This window comes from Halosimplex halobium (assembly GCF_051414055.1).
Lineage (GTDB): Archaea > Halobacteriota > Halobacteria > Halobacteriales > Haloarculaceae > Halosimplex > Halosimplex halobium.
This window is the reverse complement of record NZ_JBLKNX010000012.1, coordinates 1-18,435: the sequence shown is the minus strand read 5'-3', so window position 1 is coordinate 18,435 and position 18,435 is coordinate 1. Positions and strand designations below refer to the sequence as shown.

Here is an 18,435-nt window from a genome sequence, read left to right as displayed (position 1 = left end):
AAATCAGGAGTCATTGTTCGACACCAAGTCTACCATCGAATGTTTCGGTTTTAGCAACACCTCTAATTCCTAATCTGTGAGACCGCTCTGTCTATCTTGACGCAGCGAGAGAGTCGCGCCGTTTACGGCGCGGAGGATGTCACTCACGAAGACTCGTCAGCTGATTCAGTTGACATTCGAACCGTCAACACCGGCGCATCCGAGAGCCGGACGACTTTCTCGGTGACGCTGCCGAGGAGATATCGATCCAGCCCCGTACGGCCATGCGTTCCCATAACGACGAGATCGATGTCGTGTTCATCGGCGTAATCGAGAATGGCTTGGTGGGGTGCTCCCTGTGCCACTACACCTTCGATCGTGTTCACACCAGCTGCCTCTGCTTGCTGGATCACCTCGTCGATCGCGTTCTCACCACTCTCTTCGAAGGCATCGAGCGTTCCGGAAACCGAGGAGTCGATACCGACGTTCGTATCGACGACGTAGATCGTATGGAGTGCCGCGTCGTAGGTCGTTGCGAGATCGATCGCGTGTTCGACGGCGCCTCGTGTCCCCTCACTTCCGTCCGTCGGAACCAATATCTGGTCGTACATATCGAATCCTTGTTGGCGGAGGGACAAAGACCGACTGTCGATTACAAGAAGCCGAGAACTCCCCGGTCCCCGCTCTATGGAAGATTCAGGCCCGGACCCGTGTTCCGGTCTCGCCGGCCAATGCATCCATCAGGTGCTCGGGCGAGGTGACCACGGCTCGCCCTCCGCCTTGTTCGATAAAGCGGAGACAGGCCTCTATCTTCGGTTGCATGCTTCCCTCGCCGAACTCACCCGCATCGAGATGCGCGCGCAACTCCTCGGGGGAAGGCCGACGGAGGGGGCGCTGATCGGGCATATCGTAGTTCACGTACGCGAACTCGACGTCCGTCAGGATGACGAGAGTATCGGCGCCGAGTTCCGAGGCGAGCAGTTGCGAGGCCTTGTCCTTATCGACGACTGCTTCGATACCTCCGAGCCCGTCGTCACGAACGACGGGAATGCCCCCACCACCAGCGGTGATCACGAGGTTCCCCCGCTCCACGAGGCGAGTGAGTTCCTCTCCTTCGACAAGTTCGACGGGCTCGGGAGACGGGACGACACGACGGTACGGACGGTCACCGGTCGCTACGCGCCGCGTCTCGAACGATTTCTCCGCAGCTTCCGCTTCGGTGTAGAACGGTCCGATGGGTTTCGTCGGGTTCTGGAACGCGGGGTCGTCGGCGTCAACGACCACCTGCGTCACAACGGTGATGAAGTCGGATGAGTCGGCAAGTTCGTTGTCGAGGGCCTGTTGGAGGAGATAGCCGATCTGTGCCTGGGTTTCGGCGACCAGCACGTCAAGCGGTAACTCAGGCGTCTCGCTGACGCGCTCTTGCTGTAAGAGGAGGTTGCCCACTTGCGGTCCGTTGCCGTGGGTGAGTACGACATCGTAGCCGGCCCGGATCGCGTCCGCGATCTGTCGGGCTGTTCGCGCTATCACGTCGAGCTGTTCGTCGATCGATCCGAGACCGTGCGTACCGAGTAGCGTGTTTCCGCCCAGTGCCACGACGATCGGATCCGCTCCCGTCTCGTGAGAGGTGCCGCCCATACTAATTCCACTTCCCACGCGTAGTTAGTACCATGAGTCAGACGCGGATAGTCATCATGGGCGCAGCGGGCCGGGACTTCCACGACTTCAATACCGCCTTCAGAGGGGACGAGCGCTTCGAAGTCGTCGCGTTCACGCACACCGGCACACAGAACATCGGCGAACTCGATGAGCTCCCCAACCGCCACTATCCCTCGGAATTGGCCGGTGAAGGCTATCCCGAGGGCATCCCGATCCGCGCCGAATCGGAACTCGAGACGATCATCGACGAGGAGGACGTGGATACGGTCGTGTTCTCTTATTCCGATGTCTCACACGAACACGTGATGCATCAGGCATCGCGTGTACTCGCTGCCGGTGCCGACTTCCGACTGATCGGCCCGGACCGGATGATGCTCCACGCTGAGGTCCCCGTTGTCGCCGTCGACGCGGTTCGAACCGGGTGTGGAAAGTCCCAGACGGCACGAAAGTTCGCCGATCTGCTACTCGAACGTGGGACGGACGTGGCCGTCGTCAGGGAGCCGATGCCCTACGGCGATCTCGTCGCCCAACGGGTGCAACGGTTCGAGTCGATGGACGACCTCGACGAGAGTCACGTGACCATCGAGGAGCGAGAGGAGTACGAGAGTCACATCGAACGTGGCCACGTCGTCTATGCGGGTGTCGACTACGAGGCCATTCTGGACCGCGCCCAAACCGAGGCCGAGATCATCGTCTGGGACGGCGGCAACAACGAACTCCCATTCTACGTCCCAGACATCCACGTCGTCGTGGCCGATCCCCACCGTGCTGGGTCCGAACTACGATACCATCCGGGTGAAACCAACCTCCGCCTCGCGGATTACGTCCTCATCAACAAGGAGAACACCGCCGACGTGGCCGGGATTCGCGAGGTCGAAGCAAACGTTCGGCAAACGAATCCAGACGCGGAACTCATTCACGCGAACTCGACGATTACGGCCGATAGAAACGCCATCGCTGAAAAACGCGTTCTCGTCGTCGAAGACGGACCGACGCTCACCCACGGTGACGCGTCTTCCGGTGCCGGCTTGATCGCTGCCCGGAAATACGGAGCTGCGGAGATCGTCGACCCGGCGCCCGCGGCCGTCGGTTCGCTCCAGCGCATCTTCGAAGAATACAATCACCTCGATAGGGTGGTTCCGGCAATGGGCTATAGTGATGCACAGATCCGGGATCTAGAAGCGACGATTCAGAACGCAGCACCCGATGTCGTGGTCTCGGGGACGCCCCACGACCTCGGACGGCTGATTGACACAGAGATCCCTATCGTACGGGTTCGCTACGAACTCGAGGAGAAAGATGTCACGCTCGACACGGTACTCGATCGCCACGCTCAAGCGTTGAACCTCTGAAATATATCAAACGTCGATTCATCGGAATCTATGGATACTGCTCTCGATCGAGTGCGTGCCCGCCTCGAAAACATCCGGATCTTTGCGTCTGCCCGGAGCAGGCGGCGCTTTGTCGTGCATCTGCTCGTATTCGTACTCGTGCTTGTCGTCGCGACGGTCCTCGTACAACGTCACTTTGCGTTCCTGACCAGTGCGCAGGCTTTACGCGAGTTCATTGAGGGATACGGTATCCTGGCACCCGTCGTGCTCGTCGTCCTCCAGGCGGTACAAGTCGTCGCCGCACCGATCCCGGGACAAGTCCTCGCCGTCGTCGCCGGCTATCTCTTCGGCGCGTGGTGGGGAACGGTGTACAACATGATCGGTATCACCATCGGCAGTACCGCTGCTTTCTGGCTGTCACGGCGATACGGCCGCGCCTACGTCGAAAACCTCGTCCACAAGGATGCTCTCGAACAGTTCGACGCTGTCAGCGACGACTACGGTCGACCGGCGCTCTTTTTCATCTTTCTGGTTCCAGGACTTCCCGACGATGTCATCTGCTTTGCCGGAGGGCTTACCGACATCCCGCTGTGGCAGCTCGTCGCCATCGCCGTCATCGGTCGGACGCCGGCGTTCTTCCTCGTCAACGTCGTTGGTGATCTACTCGGCACGGACCGTTTCGCTGCCGCGCTCGCGCTCGCGGTCATTCTTGCGGTGGTTTCGGTACTCGGATATCTGTATCGGGACCCGCTCATCCGATTTTTCGGAGGGAACCCGTAACGGCCGACCGGTGTCGACTCAGGCCGCGACCAGAACCGGTCTCCCTGCGTTCTGGACGACACGGTCGGTCACACTCCCGATCTGCTCCCCTTCTGCGTGGGAGTGCCCGTGGTAGCCAAGCACGATCAGGTCGGCGTCAGTCTCGTCGGCGTAATTGATGATCTCCAGGTATGGCTTCCCGTGACAACACCGAGTCGTAACCTTAATGCCGAGCTGTTCGCCTCGGTCGGCGATCTCCGAGAGTTCCTGATTGCCCCAGTCTTCAATCTCGTTGGTTTCCAGTTCCATGCTACTCAGGGCCGGTTCGGCGTATCGACCGGTATCGACTACGAAGATCGCATGGAGTTCGGCGTCGTGCTGTTCGGCCTGTTCGAGTGCGTGTGTTGCTGCGCGGTTCGCGTCGGCACTACCATCGGTCGCGACCAGAATCGTATCGTACATACTGTTTGAGACGCGGCAAGCCGCTTTGTAGTCGCTGGCAATTCCCAGATATTGATAGGGGCCTCGTTCTAGGGTTGCCGGGTCACGTAAGCAAACTACCGGTGGCTTCACCGATATTCCACTGAAGTAAATTCGTGATGTTCCGTAATTGGGAGAGTATCGACGTTGCCTCTTTCACTATCGGCGGTAGTCTACTCGAGACCGACTCATTCGCGCATTCGTGGAACAGCCGTAGAAACCCGCTACAGTCCCAACACCCCAGATCTCTCCTCGCCTCGTGTTGTAAGACGCTCCGCTCTCACAGTGGCGCGTCCCGCCACTCCACCGAGAACGCGGAGTGGTTCCTTCCGAACTCCCGGTAGACATCGAGATATACACTCCGAATGGTTGGATCCCGATACTCTCTGTCTCGGCTCTTAGCTCGTGTCGAGATGGACCGTCAAAACTGGTATATCAACGGTACGGACGACACGTTCCGTCGTACTGCCCAGGAGTGTGTGCTCGAGGCCAGTCCGGCCGTGCGTTCCCATCACCACGAGATCGACATCGGTTTCGTCGATGTATTCACGAATGATCTCGTGTGGAACGCCGAGCCGAATCGCCCCGGTCGCGGGAATATCCGTCTCCGCAGCTTGGTCCAGTACCGGCGTTGTCGGCCTCTCGCCCGATTGATCGATCAACTGGATGACCTCGTCACGGTCCATCTCCGTGCTGATAGGACTCATTCGGACATCAACTACATAGAGCGCATGTAGCGTCGCGTCGTATTTACTCGCGATGTCAACTGCATGTCGAGCAGCCGCGTTCGCCCCCTCGCTACCGTCCGTCGGCACGAGAATTGTTTCGTACATTTGTCTCGGTCTTGGCTACCGGTGGGAAATAGTCTGTTAGATATTCCCAGACAGTGACAAACCAGTGACTTTGAGCTCATGTATCTCTCCACAAGTGATATGGGTTGTTCGAACGATTCCGGTAGTGCACTGTTTGGTTTTTGATCGAACACATGGGGGATTCCCGGAGCATAGAAACTACCTGCTCTATTGAATCCGAAGACAGCGAGCGAATAGCGTCGCTCTGAAGGCGGAAGCGAAGCGGAGAGAGGAAATGTGCCTGAGAGCCTCTTCCGCTTCGTTAAGCAAGCGGCGTCGCTGGCTCCAAAGCGCTGTGCTGCCAGCCCCACGGCGGTGGTGAGTGATCCGGCTGGCAACGGATGTGCCGGCTGGAAGCATCTCACGCTGCACTTCCTGCGGGTTCACATGGACGCAACCTTCGAAGAAATCGTCGATTGGGCCAGCGAGATGGATCGCGTTCGCGCCGTCTTGCAGTTGGCTCGGTCGGAGTTCCCGGCACCCTCGACGCTGTGGCAGTCGTTCTAGCGGGTGTCAACTCGTGTCTGGCGGCAACTGCTCGACCGGTCGGCGGCCAGATGCGATCCGGGCGAGCACAGTGCCCTGGATGCCACGTTTTTCGACCGTGAAGCGACATCCAGCCACTACGTCGATCGCTCGGATCGCCACATTCGAACGCTGAAAACGACGGCCCTGGTCGATACAGAGTCGTGTGCCGTCCTCGATATCCACTGTTCGGCACACTGGCCCCACGATACACAGGTAGGCCGTCGGGTGGCGCTGCGCAACACCGACGAGATCGAGAGTCTCGCCGGTGACAAGGGCTACGACGACCATTATCACGGAGTGATCGCTACGCCTTCCGTGGATTCAATAGAGCACGTCAGTTCAGAATATGCTGCACTCTCTTCGGGTGCAAAACCAACTTACACGGAATCGGGGAGCTCACGCTTCTCGGTACGAACGCAGTCCCGACACGGAAAGTCGCCGATGCACTCCGAACACTCCCCGTCGTCCGGCGTCGGTGTCTCGCTCTCTGCAGTGTCTGCCTCGGCACCGTCTACCATCGACGGGGTGACCTGTCCGCCGTCAGCGGCGACCGACTGTGACTCGGATCTGGCCGCGATCGCATCGAGCAGCGGCCGTCGAATCGCGACTGCAACGCGATGTTTGCACGCGCCTTCGTAGTTGGTGTCGTCTAGAACTCGTTCCCGCCCGTAAATATTGCACCGATCTATGACACCGCGAGGAATGAACTGAACGGGGCATTGAGTGCCTTCATCGGGCAATCTCGATATTTCCACCGGTCTGACGGAACCCAAATAGCCGTGGATATCGCCGTGACGGGGACAGGGATACGTGTCGCGATGTCTCTCTTCGGTAAGTGTTGAGCTCGGATTCGCCCGAACGGTGGTATCTATGAGTACTCCAGAATCACGGATAGATGTCGAACAGTTTGTCTCGAACTTTCTCGAGTTCCAGTACCGCGAGGTAATGATGGTCTTCGCGACGCTTGCTGTCGTGGCAGGGTCTATCGTCTTCTTCCCCGGATTCGATAATCTCGGCAAGGGCCTACAGGCCGATATTTCGCTTACACTGTTGGCGGCGTTCATTCTCGTTGCGGTTATCGCTGGCGTCGTCAAGGGGATGGTAGGCTTCGGCTATGCACTCATCACGACGCCCATCTTCGCTTCAGTGATCGATCCGACCTTCGCAGTCGTCGTCTTGGCTATCCCCCCGTGGATGATCAATATGTTCCAGATCGGAGAGACCAACACCGGTCTCTCCTTCATCCGCGAAGAATGGGTTCTCGTCTTTTTAGCTATCGTGGGCTCGGTAATCGGAGTCGCGTTCCTCGCCGAATTTAGCACGGGGCCGATCGTTCCGTTCCTCATCGGCCTCGTCATCTTTGGCTACGTCGTCTTCCAGGTGGTCCAGGACTTCGTCACCGTCGAAGAGACGCACAATCCGCTCGGACTCAGCGTCGCGGGGTTCCTCGAGGGATTCCTTCTGGCCGTCGCGAACCTCGGCCCGCTGCTCCCGGCATATTTCCACACCTTCGAGCGGGACACCGAACGGTACATCGGTGGCCTCTCGATGGTCCTCGGTGCCATTTTCACAGTTCGAATCATCCAGATGGCGTTGTTCACGGACCTGTTGACATCCTATCGGCTGTGGCTCGGGTCAGTGATCGCGGTCGTCACCATCGTCGGCCTTCTACTCGGGACGTACCTCCGCCGTCTCGAGGTCGACGAGGGGAAGTTCAACTGGTTCGTCGTCGCGTTGCTGTTCGTCATCTCACTCAATATCTTCCGGAATACGATTCCGGCGCTCTTCCTGTGAAACAGTCGTCTCCGACCCGATCGCCATTCCGCCGTCGACGGCCTTGACGCGGAGGATGAGTCTTCGAGGTTCGCACAACCGCAGTTGCCGAACTCCTCCGACTCGTCGCCGACCGCGACGGGCCCGACGTGAGCCCATCGGAGGTACCGACGGCACGTGTGTTCCGTCACGTTCTCCTGCAACCATTCGCTGTCGGCGACCCACCACCCCTCGTCCTCGTCGGGGTCGGTCTCCGGCGACCGGAATGAGGCGAGACTCGATCCGCCTGGTTCTCGACGGTAGCCGGGTCCGTCCCATTGCCATCGCGTCTCATCACGGATCCCATCAGTCGTCAGCCGCTGTCGGGGATCGGTCCAGTGCTGTCGGCCGACGCCGCTTCCGCTGATTCGAGTCACTTCTCCGCGTCCAAGGCGGCCATGCTACCGATACCCGCGGCGGTGACAGCCTGCTGGTACTCGCGGTCCATCACGTCACCGGCCGCAAAGACGCCGTCGTCTCGACGCTGTTGATCGACGCGGCGGTGAACGCCGTTCCGATATCCATCCCATCACGACAGGAAATTTGGTGATTTCGTTATAGAGACCAGCGGTACCCGCGAGGATGGGGAGCTCACTATTCATCTGACGACCACGCAGCTAGCGTAGCAACGACGAACGCAAGTATGAACCAAATGGTTAGTCCGGCGACGCTAGCGGCAGCGTTCGCAGCAGGGGTGCCAGTTGAGACGATTCCATCGACCGCTGTCGACAGAATCAACCCCCGGAATGCCCCGGTCGGACTCAGGGCAACCACGAGCCCAAGACTGTCGGCACCGACGATCCCGTGCACGAGGCCAAGGATGACCGCTGCGTCGATCCCGATGACAACTGCAAGCGTAGCCACCGTGGCAGCAGCAACGACGGTTCGGCGGGACCGGGCGAGCGAAGAGACGGCCATCGCGAGTGCGAGCGAGACGAGTGCGTAGGCAGCAGTCAGTGCGACGAACCGCACCAGATATACCGGTGAGTCGACTGTGGCGTGGGAGGCGAACACGCCCGTCGCCGGCTCTCGAAGGAAGGGGATCGATATCCCGAGCACAACCAGCGGCGCGAGGACTGCTGCGAGCAACCCGACTGCCCGACCGAGGAAGGTCCCGAGGACGTACGTCGACCGGTCGAGCGGGAACGTCCGGATCACGTCGAGTTCCCCGCTCCGAGCGTCCGCGAGAACGCTCCAGCTACCGAACCCGAACGCGACCAGCGGTACGAGCACCTCCACTGGCGTCAACAGGTCGAGCACGAGAGGGAGGTAGCCGCTCACCCCGCTTGCGACTGGGAGTCCGACTACGATGAAGCCGTAGACGACCGCCACTGCGAGATAGGTGCGAGTTCGAACGACCGTATCGAACGCGCGTTGAGCGACGGCCACGAGCGCTTGACCGCGGTCCCGGGTGGTACGATGGGTGGCATCTTGGTCGACTATTTTCGTCGGTGGCGATCCGGCTGTCTCCTGGGAATCACCGGTCGCCGACTCCTCACTCATCGGTCCCCTCCCAGGTCCCCGCTCGGACCGTCAGATCGCCGCTTTCTCCGTGAATGTACTGATTGATCGCGTGCGTCAGTGTCTCGGAACCGGTCTCGCGACGTAGCTCGTCGGGCGGAGCCGCGACCTGGATCGCTCCGTCGTCGAGCACGAGTACGGTGTCGCCGACCCGGTCGACGGTGCCCAGTTCGTGGGTCGCCAGCAGGACCGTCCGGCCGTCGTCGGCGAGGTCGCGGACGACAGACCCCACGTGTTCGGTCATCGTCGGGTCAAGGCCACTGGAGGGTTCGTCGAGCACGAGCACCGGGGGGTCGCCGATCGTCGCCACCGCGATGCCGAACAGGCGGGTCATCCCCCCTGACAGGGCTTCGACGGAGCGGTCGGCGACCGCTTCGAGCCCGACCCGACCCAGTACCGTTTCCGGGTCCACATCGACTCCGGCGAGGTCGCCGTAGAACGTCAGTGTCTCGGCGAGCGTGAACTGCGGGCGAAACGCCGGCGTCTGGGCCAGGTAGCCGACCGCACGGTCGCCGCCGACCGGGAGGGAGATGGACCCAGCGTCGGGCGTGAGGAGGCCGACCACCACGCGCAACAGCGTCGTCTTTCCGGACCCGTTCGGGCCGACCAGACAGGTGACTGTTCCACGCTCGGCGTCGAACGACACTGACGAGAGGACGTTTACGTCGCCGAACGACCGCGCGACGTCGTCGACCACGAGGACCCCGTCGCTCTCACCAGCCTCGCTCGTTTCTCTGCCGACCGACTCACCGGCGTCGCCGCTGTCCGCCTCCTCGGCGGCTCGTTTGCTCGTTTCAGCCTCACTCGGACTCGTCTCCGTCTCGGGTCGGTCTCTTTCACTCATAGGTTCCGTTTTGCACCTCCTGGAGTCGATCCGGGTGGACCGGCTCGGCACGCGGTGCGGTGTCGATGGCACCGCCCTCGCGGAGACCCGGTACGCTTCCGGCGACCGCACGGAGCAGCCGCAGTGCCGGCGCTCGCGAGAGCGTCGGCCCTCCCGGAGCGCGACTGCCGACCACGTCGACCCGCCCCGTCGGACGGAAGGCTCTGTCGACGGCCCCGTCCCCGTCGCGGTCGAGCCCCGGAACCGGCCCCCAGTAGTTGCCGCGCCTCTCCACTGTCCAGACGTGGACGGGGCCGCCCGATACGACTGCCGGCCGCTCGTTGCCCACCACGTCGTTACCGACCACGTCGTTGGTCGGCAGCAGCGTCACCGAACGGAGTCCGATCTCGTTCCCGGCCACGGTGTTGTTCGTCACGAGGGAGCGCGTCGATCCGAGGTTGAAACCGATTCGGTTCCCGGCGACGACGTTGTCGGTGAACAGAGACGTGTCACCGACAGCGAGGATCCCCGCCCGGTTGTCGACGGCGTCGTTGCCGACGATAGCGTTGTTCTCCGGCCGCGTCATCAGGACAACGGCACCCTTCGTCTCGCGGATCGTGTTGTTCGCCACGAGCAGGTCGGACGTGTACATCTCGTGGACACCGTAGCGCCCGCCGACGAGGCGATTGTCGCGGATCACGCTGCCGTGAGCGCGATGGGTGTAGACGCCATCGCGGCCGCCCCGGATCTCGCTGTCCTCGACGACGACGCGCGAGGAGATCGGTAACACCCCCATCGATCCCTCGGCGATGGTTTCGGCACCCCGGACGCTGAGATTCCGAACAACGGATCGGTCACTACGACGGAGGGCGACGCCAGTCGACACGGTGTCGATATGGACATCGGCGACCAGCGACTCGTTGGCCCCGACGAACCCGATCCCCGTATCACTCCGGGCGTAGACTAACGGTGTCGTGACGGGACCGTCGGCGTCCTCGGGGGGCGACCGGGACCCGACCGGACCGACCCCGGTGATCGACAACGACGTGACGGCGACGCGGTCGCTGCGAACCCGAACGACACTGCCGTTGCCGCCGCCGTCGAGTATCGTCTCCCGGCCCGCCCCTCGGATCGTCACCGGCTTTTCGACGGTGAGGTTCGCTTCGAAGCGACCGGGCGGCACCTGGACCGTCGTGTTCGGTGGCGCCGCGGCGACGGCCGCCGACAGGGTCGGGACGTCCTCGCCAACGACGATGGAGACCGGCCGCTCGCGGAGCCCCTGCCGGGCGTCGACGGTCCGGTTCGCCCACGTGGATCGACTCCGGACCGACTCGCGAAGAGTCCGGGCACCCACCCGGTCAGCGGGTCCGACCGCGCCGGGGAGCGTCCGCCACGAGACGATTCGACCGCCGTACTCGTCGGCAAACGCGCGTGCCGCGCTGCGCTCGGAGAACGGAACCGCAGTTGGGCCGGCCGCGACGGCCGCGCTGCTATCGACGACGTACACAGCCTCGTCCGCTCGAACCCACCCGACGGCGGGGTCTGTCCGCAGGTCGAGATAGCCGCCGTCGACGACCGATGGACCCGCCCCGGAGAAGTCAGTCACGAAGACGGCGAGCGGGTTACCGAACTGGCGACGGGCGGTCCCGCTCTCCAGCTGCGAGACGAGTGACTCGATGCCGTAGTATCCGACAACGTACTCGTACTGGCCGTAAAACACCTGTGCCCGCGGTATCTCGTAGCCACGGGCCTCGGCCGTCGCGACGTCGACACCGGTCATTCCCATGCGAAGCGTCTCTTCAAAATTGACCGGTTGCGCCTCGCCTCCACCGGACCCGACCAGGAATCCGGCACCACACAGCAGCACGACCGCGAACACGACGGCTCCAGCGATCTGTACGTCCATGCTCAAGCGCGACCGAGCTGGGCGATCGTCTCGCGGCTCACGTCGTCGAACCCGGCGAGCGACCCTCCGTACTCGTCGGCGAACGACTCGGCGTCACTCCGCTCCGAAAAGGCGATCAGGTCCCTGCCCATCGCCCCCTTGACCTCGGAACCGACGACGAACGATACCGACTCGGCATCGACGAACGCCGCGGCATCCGGGTGGGTGGAGATGACTAGATCCGCGCCTGCCTCCCTGACGGAGTAGTCGACGGCTGAGTAGTCAGTGACGTAGAACGCCTCGGTCTCCCAGCCGCGGTCGCGGCGTTGGAAGTCGTACTGGAACGCTTCCCAGGTGCTGTCGAACCGCGCCGGGTTATCGTGGCCGGAGGGTCGGCTGTCCGCATAAAATATCTCCGCGCTCGGCCCCGGGTGATTCGGGATCACCATCCCACACACGTCACACCGATCCTCGGTCGTTAGCCCGACTGGTTCGGGCGCCTCACCGGAGTCTGAACTCCCGCAACCCGCAAGGCCCGCCAGAGTGACTGCCCCACCAACGAGCAAGGGCCGGCGGCGACATCGAGTCGCATTGGACACCCTCTCGCCGTCGGGTTCCCGGCCCTCACGTTTTCCCGGAGTGCGAATTCGCTCCGTCCACGTTCGATGGATGTGCCCGCTCATGATTCGTGTGTCCCTCGTAGCTTTGAACCGGACGTGGTTAACCCCTCATCGGTCTGTCCCGGCACGGGAATCGGCGACAGATTGATATTTCTCTATGCTTCCAATACTACGACCAGTCTATCCCTCCCGGAACGTGCCAAGCGGGTTGGGGTTCACCGACTGCCCAGGAGGGAGTGTCCTCTGAGAGGACAAAATAATCTTATAAAAACGTGTTTCTCCGTTCTATGGGCCGGTATCCCAGTCCTGCACTGAGCGGTTCTCGGGGGCACACAGGTCCGACGATCGTTCCACGATACCCTGCCGGAGCATGAAGATCGATTGCCCGCCTCATTCGCGACCGCGATTCCCATCTGTCCGATTTACTAGTTGTGTAAAATTGTACGGGAATCACAACTGACCACTATTAAATATTGTAGTAGAGTACTCGAAACCGGGAACAGCGCCAACGCTTATCAGCGGAAGTTTTCAATCTCATGTCATGGCTCCCGCCCCACTACTCGGGCCCGTCTATCACGGCTGGGTAGCGTTCCTTTCACCGGAGCTTGCGAGTCGCGCTCAGTTCGGATGGACGATATCCGTGCATATCATCTTCGCATCACTCTCTATCGGTCTTGCACCGTTCATAATTTACTTCACGTGGAAGGATGTCCGGACCGACCAGGAGCGGTTCGCTCGATTGCGGTCGTTCTGGGTGAAAGTGTTCGCGGCCGGCTTCGTCATGGGGACGGTCACCGGGATCCCGATGAGCTTCCAGTTCGGGACGAATTTCCCGCGGTTCGCGGAGGTAGCCGGCGAACTGATCGGTGGTCCACTGGCTTTCGAGGCGAAGATGGCCTTTTTCCTCGAGGCCGTGTTCCTCGGTGTATTGCTGTACGGCCGCGATCGCGTCCGGGACAGGACGTACATTCTCTCGTCAGTACTGGTCGGCTTCGGGGCGTGGCTGTCGGGCTTCTGGATCCTGGTCGTCAACGCCTGGATGCAAACCCCACGGGGCTACGAGATGGTCACCCGAAACGGGGTGGAAGTCGCCAGGCTGGTCGACCCGGTCGCCGCGTTCCTCACTCCTCGAATGCCGTGGATGTACGTCCATATGATCAACGCATCGGTGATATCGGTCGCGCTGCTCGTCGGGGGCGTCTCGGCATATATCGTCTGGAAGCGCGAAACACAGGCCTGGAATACAGCACTGAAACTGGCCGTGATGCTCCTGCTCGTTTCTGCACCGCTCCAGGCCGTCCACGGTGACGCCTACGCCCGGCACGTCGAAGACACTCAGCCGCAGAAGTTCGCAGCGATGGAGGCCCACTACGAGACCGGCCGGGCGGACCTACATCTGCTCGCGTTCCCGAAGAGTCCCGACGCGATCACCGACCCCCGTGCCGAGAACCTGTTTACCGTGAGTCTCCCCGGAGTGGGGTCGTTCCTCGCCAGTGGGGGGGATTTCGATGCGGAGGTGGTCGGCTTGAACGAGTACGAGGAGAATCCGCCAGTGGCACTCGTGTTCTGGTCGTTCCGCATGATGGTCGGGCTCGGATTCCTGTTCATCGGATTGGCGCTGTGGGGCGGATATCTCACGTATCGCGGACGCCTCTCCGACAGCGACCGCTACCTGAAGACGATGGTCGCCGCATCCCCGTTCGGATACGCCGCGATGCTCACGGGGTGGTACGTCACCGAGATCGGCCGCCAACCGTGGGTTATTCAGGACGAGCTCAGAACCAGCGAAGCCGTCTCCGCGACGCTTTCCGGGGCGGAGGCGACCCTGACGCTGACCGGATTTGTCGTCGTTTACACGGGGCTGGTACTGACTGCGCTGTACATACTGAGATGGCTGATTCAGGACGAACTCCAAGAACTCGGAATCCGAGAGCCGAGTGACGACCGCTGGCACGGTCCCCTCCCGAGGGTGAGCGACGATGACTGAGTCTATGCTCCCGGTAAACGCCTATCTCGTCGAATCACTACCGGAGGTGTGGTTCGGTGTCGTGATGTTCACGCTGGGGATGTACGTCGTCCTCGACGGCTTCGATTTCGGAATCGGAATGTTGTATGCCACCCGTGAAGACGAGCGCGACCGAGAGACGTTCCTGTCGGCGTTCGGCCCGGTCTGGGACGCCAACGAGGTGTGGCTGGTCGCCTTCGGGACGACGCTATTAGCGGCGTTTCCCCGGGTATACTCCCGGTTGCTGGCGGATCACTACCTGCTCTCGATCGGACTCGTGCTCGCGTTGCTGTTCCGGGGACTCGGTCCGGAACTTCGCGAACAGCGGGACGACGAGCGATGGAAACGCTACTGTGACTACTCCTTCGTCGGCGGTAGCTTCCTTGCGCCGTTGCTGTTCGGGACCCTCGCCGGCCGCTGGGTGTTCGACGCTGCGACGCTGTCGCTTCCGGCGCTGTTGACCGGGATCGGTTTAGTCGCGGTTTCGGTCGTCACCGGTGCAGCGTTCCTGGCGGCCAAGAGTGAGCCAGCGCTGGCGTCGGAGCTGCGTGAGTACGGAGTCGTCGCAACGGTCGCGTACCTGGCTGGGGTGGCCGTTCTGTTGGTGACCGTTGTGGTGACCGACGCCGGCGGTGCTTCCGACGCAGTTCTCTCACTTCCCGTGGCCGCGGTCGTCGCTCTCTCGGTCGCTGCAGGGCTGGGCGGGAGCGTGCTGGCCGGACGGGGCGAGTATCGCGCCTGGCTGGCGAGCGCGTTGTCGCTGCCCGCGTTGCTGAGCGTGCTGATCGCAGTTCTGCTGTATCCGACGGTCTATCCGCCGACCGGGCTGACTGTCAGGGAGGCCGTCGTCTCGCCGCTGGCACTGAATCTCGTGACCGTCCTCGGCCTCCCCGTTCTGCTCCTGGTTCTCTGGTATTTCAAGTTCCTCTACGGCGTGTTCAGCGGCCCTATCGAAGGAGGGGGATACGGGAGCTGAGCGGGACGGCGACGGGATTCGGGAGACTCACCCAACGGTTGTATCGAATTCGTGGTGACGACGGAATGGAGCGGACGGCTGGTCTCGATCCGAGCGTTATCCGTGTACGCTGGCGGCAAAATACCGAAGTCACGACGCGGTGGTGACCTGACAAAGGCGATGTGCTACGGGACCGCCCACCGAGATTCTACGGCTGTAGAGGGTTCACCGCTCGCTTTTGTATGCCGAACCCGTACTCCGGACTATCTTCGATCAGATCCTATTCCCCACGGACGGGAGTGACGGGGCAGCGGTCGCTTTCGACCACGTACTGGACCTCGCGACGTACTACGACGCGACAGTCACCATCTTCAATGTCGTCGATACGACGCAGGATAGTGTCGTCCGTATCCAGAAAGAGGTGGTTGAGGGGCTCGAACAGGAGGGCAAGCAACTGGTCCGGGAGACGGCTGACCGAGAACGAGAGAGCGGGGTGGGGACCGTCACAGAAGTAATCCGGGGAGAACCGTACCGAGAAATCGTCGACTACGCCGAGACACGGGGAACGGACCTCGTGGTCATGCCGACGCACGGACGCCGGGGCCTCGAACGGTTTCTCCTCGGCAGTGCAACCGAACGGGTTGTTCGCCGATCAGACGTTCCTGTACTTACAGTTCGACCCGACGACGATGTCACGTCCTCCCATCCGTATGAGGACGTACTCGTCCCGACCGACGGAAGCTGAGTACGGACCGTCGATTCATAGAGCTATCCTCACGTGTATCGAGGAACACGATATCGACCTCGTCGTTGTCGGCACTCACGGACGAACGGGCCTCGACCGGTATCTGCTGGGGAGCGTCACTGATTACCTCGTTCGTACGTCGCCGATCCCGGTACTGACGGTCCGAGCCCCCGGGTCAGACACATGGTGGCGCCGGTCCAGTGAGCGATTTCGACAGCGTGATGTAGTTTCTCCGCGCTCCATCAACGGAATTAGAAGTTGTATATGCTCACTTCGAGCGACGACGACGGATGTCCCCCGATGGCTTGTCACCACCTCAGCTTCGGTGCCGGACTCTAGACGCCGACAACGAGAAGCACTAGTCCACTTACCACAACGATGCCGAGAACGATGGAAACGAGCCGTCCCAGTCGATAGGTACCCAGGGTCCACGCCAATGCAGCCTTGACCAGGGTGTTGGCGATAGCCGCAATAACGATTCCCGTGGTTGCGACCTGCGTCGAAACTGTTCCCTCTGCTGCGAGCTTGCTCAGCGTGATAGTCATCGCATCGACATCTGCCAGACCGGACAGGAACGCTGTGGCGTACACGCCTGACGTGCCGACCCACTCGTGTGCGTATTCCGAGACGAGGAGTACGACAGCGAAGATCACTCCGAAGAGAAGGGCTGGCCGGAGTCGAAACGGATTCTGTAACTCGCCGGGTTCGACGGTCTCGTCGGACGTGGTCCGCCAGTACAGCGCTCCAGCAGCAACTGCACCCACGACTGTCATGGTTCCCAGCGGGAGGACTGCACGTGAGAGTAGATTCGGGTTGACGACCGCGATCTCGACGAGTGCCCGGGGAAACATCACGATAGACGCAGTGACGACCGCAAACGCACAGACGTGGTACAGCGTCTCGTTTTGCTCGGTTTTCTCCGCCATCGTCACCGTCGTCGCCGTCGAGGAGACGAACCCACCGATAATTCCCGTTAGCGCGATGCTCTGCTCCGGTTCGAGGAACTGCCCGAGCACGTAAGCGACAAACCCGAGCCCGGTGACGAAAACGACCATCAACCAGACGAAACGCGGATTGAGCCCGTAGAGCACGTCGAGTGAGCGGTCCGGAAGCGCCGGTAGTACGACGAGGACGACGAGTATGAATTTGACGGAGGCCAGGCGTTCCGCCTCGTCGATCCGGTCCGCGAATTCGTGGATCGGATCTTTCACCGACAGGAGTACCGTGATGGCACCGCCGGCGACGATCGCGATAACTGCGCCGGTGTCGGATTGCATCGCTATCGCTCCGAGTAGCACGGTGAGAAGTGCGGCCATCAGCGTCGTCAGACCGATATCACGTTCGTACCAGATTTTCCCGGCGTATGCGACTGTGAGCGGGACGGCGAGCACACCGAGGGCAATTGAAAGTCCCGTCGGGAAGAACGATCCGACGATCCCCCCGTAGAGTGCGAACAGCGGAAATGTGCGACTCCCGGCAAACGTCCCGCCCGACTCGCTTTGCTCGCGTTCTAACCCGATAAGCGCACCGAGTCCAAAGCCGACGAAAAGATGTAAGAGGACCTCGACGAGTGGATCGGTTGCCGGATCGACCATTGTCTAGAGCGTCTCGGGAGTCCGATGTCAAACTACGGGTCGAATTCCGAGCATCGTCACGAGTCGGACGTTCCGAATCGCCGTCGGAATTCGCGCTCAAACTGCCCGACCACGAGAGGTAGGAGACTCATCCCGAACACGAGCAGCCACCCCTCGAACCCGATCGGGGTCGTGCTCAGTACCAGAGAGATGCCGGGCAAGTAGACTGCGCCGAAGAGGATCACTGATGACAGCCCCAGTGCACCCCAGACGTACAGGGTTTCCGTGACTTCGTTTCTGACGAGTCCGGACGTGACATCCCGGACGGTAATGGATGCACAGGATCACTTGTTCGAAGCGTTTGAACGCCGAGTCGTCGAGGATCCGCTGTGTCGGAACTCACGGAGCAAAACCCGAAGGGGGAGTCCTGTCGCCCAGTCGATACTCGATCGCGGTTATCGTCCCGCGCCAGTATGGTACGACGCCGTCAGTCGTCTCCCATCCCACCTCGGCTGTCGTCGGTATCGTCAGCCCGCCGCGCTCCTCGTAGTCCGCGTACTCGCCGACCCACGGTGCCGTCGCGTCCTCGTCCTGGCGATACCGGTCGGCGGTGAGTCGCATGACGTGCCCCTCCCCGTCGAAGTGGAAGGTCGCCGTCGCGGTCACGTCGGCGTCTCGGACGGTTGCTCGGGCGGTCCGGTCGTCGACGCCCTCCCATGTGACGCCGGCCGCCGGCAGGAGGGCGGTCGGGAACCACGGCGTCTCTGACAGGTACCGCTGGAGTTCCGCCTCGTTCATCCGCGGGTTCGGCCCCGCATTGGCGACGGGAACGGCACCGAGGAGGGTTGCCCGGAGCAAGCCGTTGCCCTCGACGTAGGCGTCGAGGACTCGCGCATTGACGAACGGGA

Annotated in this window: 16 protein-coding genes and 2 pseudogenes; 7 read left to right on the top strand and 11 right to left on the bottom strand. The window is 61.7% G+C overall.

Features of this window, described 5'->3' with window-relative positions; genetic code table 11:
• Positions 1 to 143 precede the first annotated feature (143 nt).
• Positions 144 to 590: a universal stress protein gene (locus ACMGFG_RS13170; protein WP_436930788.1), complete on the bottom strand. Its 447-nt coding sequence runs from the start codon at positions 588 to 590 to the stop codon at positions 144 to 146.
• Positions 591 to 675: 85 nt separating this feature from the next.
• Positions 676 to 1,617: a carbamate kinase gene (arcC, locus tag ACMGFG_RS13165; protein WP_436930787.1), complete on the bottom strand. Its 942-nt coding sequence runs from the start codon at positions 1,615 to 1,617 to the stop codon at positions 676 to 678.
• A gap of 32 nt (positions 1,618 to 1,649) precedes the next feature.
• Between arcC and ACMGFG_RS13160 the strand changes: the two genes are divergently transcribed.
• Complete coding sequence (locus tag ACMGFG_RS13160; protein ID WP_436930786.1) at positions 1,650 to 2,990, top strand: cyclic 2,3-diphosphoglycerate synthase; 1,341 nt, start codon at positions 1,650 to 1,652, stop codon at positions 2,988 to 2,990.
• A gap of 30 nt (positions 2,991 to 3,020) precedes the next feature.
• Positions 3,021 to 3,749, top strand: coding sequence for a TVP38/TMEM64 family protein (locus tag ACMGFG_RS13155; protein ID WP_436930785.1), 729 nt, complete (start codon positions 3,021 to 3,023; stop codon positions 3,747 to 3,749).
• Positions 3,750 to 3,767: 18 nt separating this feature from the next.
• Here the strand turns inward: ACMGFG_RS13155 and ACMGFG_RS13150 are convergent, their stop codons facing one another.
• A complete protein-coding gene (locus ACMGFG_RS13150) occupies positions 3,768 to 4,190 on the bottom strand; it encodes a universal stress protein (RefSeq protein WP_436930784.1) in 423 nt (140 codons plus the stop codon).
• Positions 4,191 to 4,606: 416 nt separating this feature from the next.
• Positions 4,607 to 5,041, bottom strand: coding sequence for a universal stress protein (locus ACMGFG_RS13145; RefSeq protein ID WP_436930783.1), 435 nt, complete (start codon positions 5,039 to 5,041; stop codon positions 4,607 to 4,609).
• Between the two features lie 255 nt (positions 5,042 to 5,296).
• Between ACMGFG_RS13145 and ACMGFG_RS13140 the strand changes: the two are divergent.
• Positions 5,297 to 5,872: pseudogene (locus ACMGFG_RS13140) on the top strand (transposase); the annotation flags it as partial.
• Between the two features lie 585 nt (positions 5,873 to 6,457).
• Positions 6,458 to 7,381 (top strand): sulfite exporter TauE/SafE family protein, encoded by a 924-nt coding sequence (locus ACMGFG_RS13135; protein WP_436930782.1) that lies wholly within the window; start codon positions 6,458 to 6,460, stop codon positions 7,379 to 7,381.
• 612 nt (positions 7,382 to 7,993) lie between these two features.
• Here ACMGFG_RS13135 and ACMGFG_RS13130 read toward each other — a convergent pair.
• From ACMGFG_RS13130 to ACMGFG_RS13115, 4 genes are all read right to left on the bottom strand, one after another.
• On the bottom strand, positions 7,994 to 8,902 hold the full coding sequence (locus tag ACMGFG_RS13130) for an ABC transporter permease (protein WP_436930781.1): 909 nt from the start codon (positions 8,900 to 8,902) through the stop codon (positions 7,994 to 7,996).
• Entirely contained in the window at positions 8,895 to 9,764 is an 870-nt protein-coding gene (locus ACMGFG_RS13125; protein ID WP_436930780.1) for an ABC transporter ATP-binding protein, read from the bottom strand. Before ACMGFG_RS13125 ends, ACMGFG_RS13130 begins: the two co-directional genes overlap by 8 nt.
• Positions 9,757 to 11,523: a NosD domain-containing protein gene (locus ACMGFG_RS13120; protein WP_436930779.1), complete on the bottom strand. Its 1,767-nt coding sequence runs from the start codon at positions 11,521 to 11,523 to the stop codon at positions 9,757 to 9,759. The genes ACMGFG_RS13125 and ACMGFG_RS13120 overlap by 8 nt, the downstream gene beginning before the upstream one ends.
• Before the next feature lie 128 nt (positions 11,524 to 11,651).
• The gene (locus tag ACMGFG_RS13115; protein WP_436930778.1) at positions 11,652 to 12,311 is read right to left on the bottom strand and encodes a nitrous oxide reductase accessory protein NosL; all 660 of its coding nucleotides are present in this window, start codon (positions 12,309 to 12,311) and stop codon (positions 11,652 to 11,654) included.
• 478 nt (positions 12,312 to 12,789) lie between these two features.
• Here ACMGFG_RS13115 and ACMGFG_RS13110 point away from each other — a divergent pair, with 478 nt between their 5' ends.
• From ACMGFG_RS13110 to ACMGFG_RS13100, 3 genes and pseudogenes are all read left to right on the top strand, one after another.
• The gene (locus ACMGFG_RS13110; RefSeq protein WP_436930777.1) at positions 12,790 to 14,235 is read left to right on the top strand and encodes a cytochrome ubiquinol oxidase subunit I; all 1,446 of its coding nucleotides are present in this window, start codon (positions 12,790 to 12,792) and stop codon (positions 14,233 to 14,235) included.
• Positions 14,228 to 15,229: a cytochrome d ubiquinol oxidase subunit II gene (locus tag ACMGFG_RS13105; protein ID WP_436930776.1), complete on the top strand. Its 1,002-nt coding sequence runs from the start codon at positions 14,228 to 14,230 to the stop codon at positions 15,227 to 15,229. Before ACMGFG_RS13110 ends, ACMGFG_RS13105 begins: the two co-directional genes overlap by 8 nt.
• A gap of 244 nt (positions 15,230 to 15,473) precedes the next feature.
• A pseudogene (locus tag ACMGFG_RS13100) lies at positions 15,474 to 16,137 on the top strand (universal stress protein); the annotation flags it as partial.
• Positions 16,138 to 16,288: 151 nt separating this feature from the next.
• Here the strand turns inward: ACMGFG_RS13100 and ACMGFG_RS13095 are convergent.
• From ACMGFG_RS13095 to ACMGFG_RS13085, 3 genes are all read right to left on the bottom strand, one after another.
• Positions 16,289 to 17,548 carry an MgtC/SapB family protein gene (locus tag ACMGFG_RS13095; RefSeq protein WP_436930775.1) on the bottom strand — a complete coding sequence of 420 codons (1,260 nt, stop codon included), beginning with the start codon at positions 17,546 to 17,548 and terminating at the stop codon, positions 16,289 to 16,291.
• A 56-nt stretch (positions 17,549 to 17,604) separates the two neighbouring features.
• Positions 17,605 to 17,859: a cation transporting ATPase C-terminal domain-containing protein gene (locus ACMGFG_RS13090; protein ID WP_436930943.1), complete on the bottom strand. Its 255-nt coding sequence runs from the start codon at positions 17,857 to 17,859 to the stop codon at positions 17,605 to 17,607.
• 67 nt (positions 17,860 to 17,926) lie between these two features.
• On the bottom strand, positions 17,927 to 18,435 hold a 509-nt coding region (locus ACMGFG_RS13085; protein ID WP_436930774.1), incomplete at its 5' end, for a DUF6920 family protein.

Excerpts from the sequence above, each read along its gene's own strand:
- ACMGFG_RS13170 (WP_436930788.1), bottom strand. The coding sequence starts at position 590 with ATGTACGACCAGATATTGGTTCCGACGGACGGAAGTGAGGGGACACGA.
- arcC (WP_436930787.1), bottom strand. The coding sequence starts at position 1,617 with ATGGGCGGCACCTCTCACGAGACGGGAGCGGATCCGATCGTCGTGGCA.
- ACMGFG_RS13160 (WP_436930786.1), top strand. The coding sequence starts at position 1,650 with ATGAGTCAGACGCGGATAGTCATCATGGGCGCAGCGGGCCGGGACTTC.
- ACMGFG_RS13155 (WP_436930785.1), top strand. The coding sequence starts at position 3,021 with ATGGATACTGCTCTCGATCGAGTGCGTGCCCGCCTCGAAAACATCCGG.
- ACMGFG_RS13150 (WP_436930784.1), bottom strand. The coding sequence starts at position 4,190 with ATGTACGATACGATTCTGGTCGCGACCGATGGTAGTGCCGACGCGAAC.
- ACMGFG_RS13145 (WP_436930783.1), bottom strand. The coding sequence starts at position 5,041 with ATGTACGAAACAATTCTCGTGCCGACGGACGGTAGCGAGGGGGCGAAC.
- ACMGFG_RS13135 (WP_436930782.1), top strand. The coding sequence starts at position 6,458 with ATGAGTACTCCAGAATCACGGATAGATGTCGAACAGTTTGTCTCGAAC.
- ACMGFG_RS13130 (WP_436930781.1), bottom strand. The coding sequence starts at position 8,902 with ATGAGTGAGGAGTCGGCGACCGGTGATTCCCAGGAGACAGCCGGATCG.
- ACMGFG_RS13125 (WP_436930780.1), bottom strand. The coding sequence starts at position 9,764 with ATGAGTGAAAGAGACCGACCCGAGACGGAGACGAGTCCGAGTGAGGCT.
- ACMGFG_RS13120 (WP_436930779.1), bottom strand. The coding sequence starts at position 11,523 with ATGACCGGTGTCGACGTCGCGACGGCCGAGGCCCGTGGCTACGAGATA.
- ACMGFG_RS13115 (WP_436930778.1), bottom strand. The coding sequence starts at position 12,311 with ATGAGCGGGCACATCCATCGAACGTGGACGGAGCGAATTCGCACTCCG.
- ACMGFG_RS13110 (WP_436930777.1), top strand. The coding sequence starts at position 12,790 with ATGGCTCCCGCCCCACTACTCGGGCCCGTCTATCACGGCTGGGTAGCG.
- ACMGFG_RS13105 (WP_436930776.1), top strand. The coding sequence starts at position 14,228 with ATGACTGAGTCTATGCTCCCGGTAAACGCCTATCTCGTCGAATCACTA.
- ACMGFG_RS13095 (WP_436930775.1), bottom strand. The coding sequence starts at position 17,548 with ATGGTCGATCCGGCAACCGATCCACTCGTCGAGGTCCTCTTACATCTT.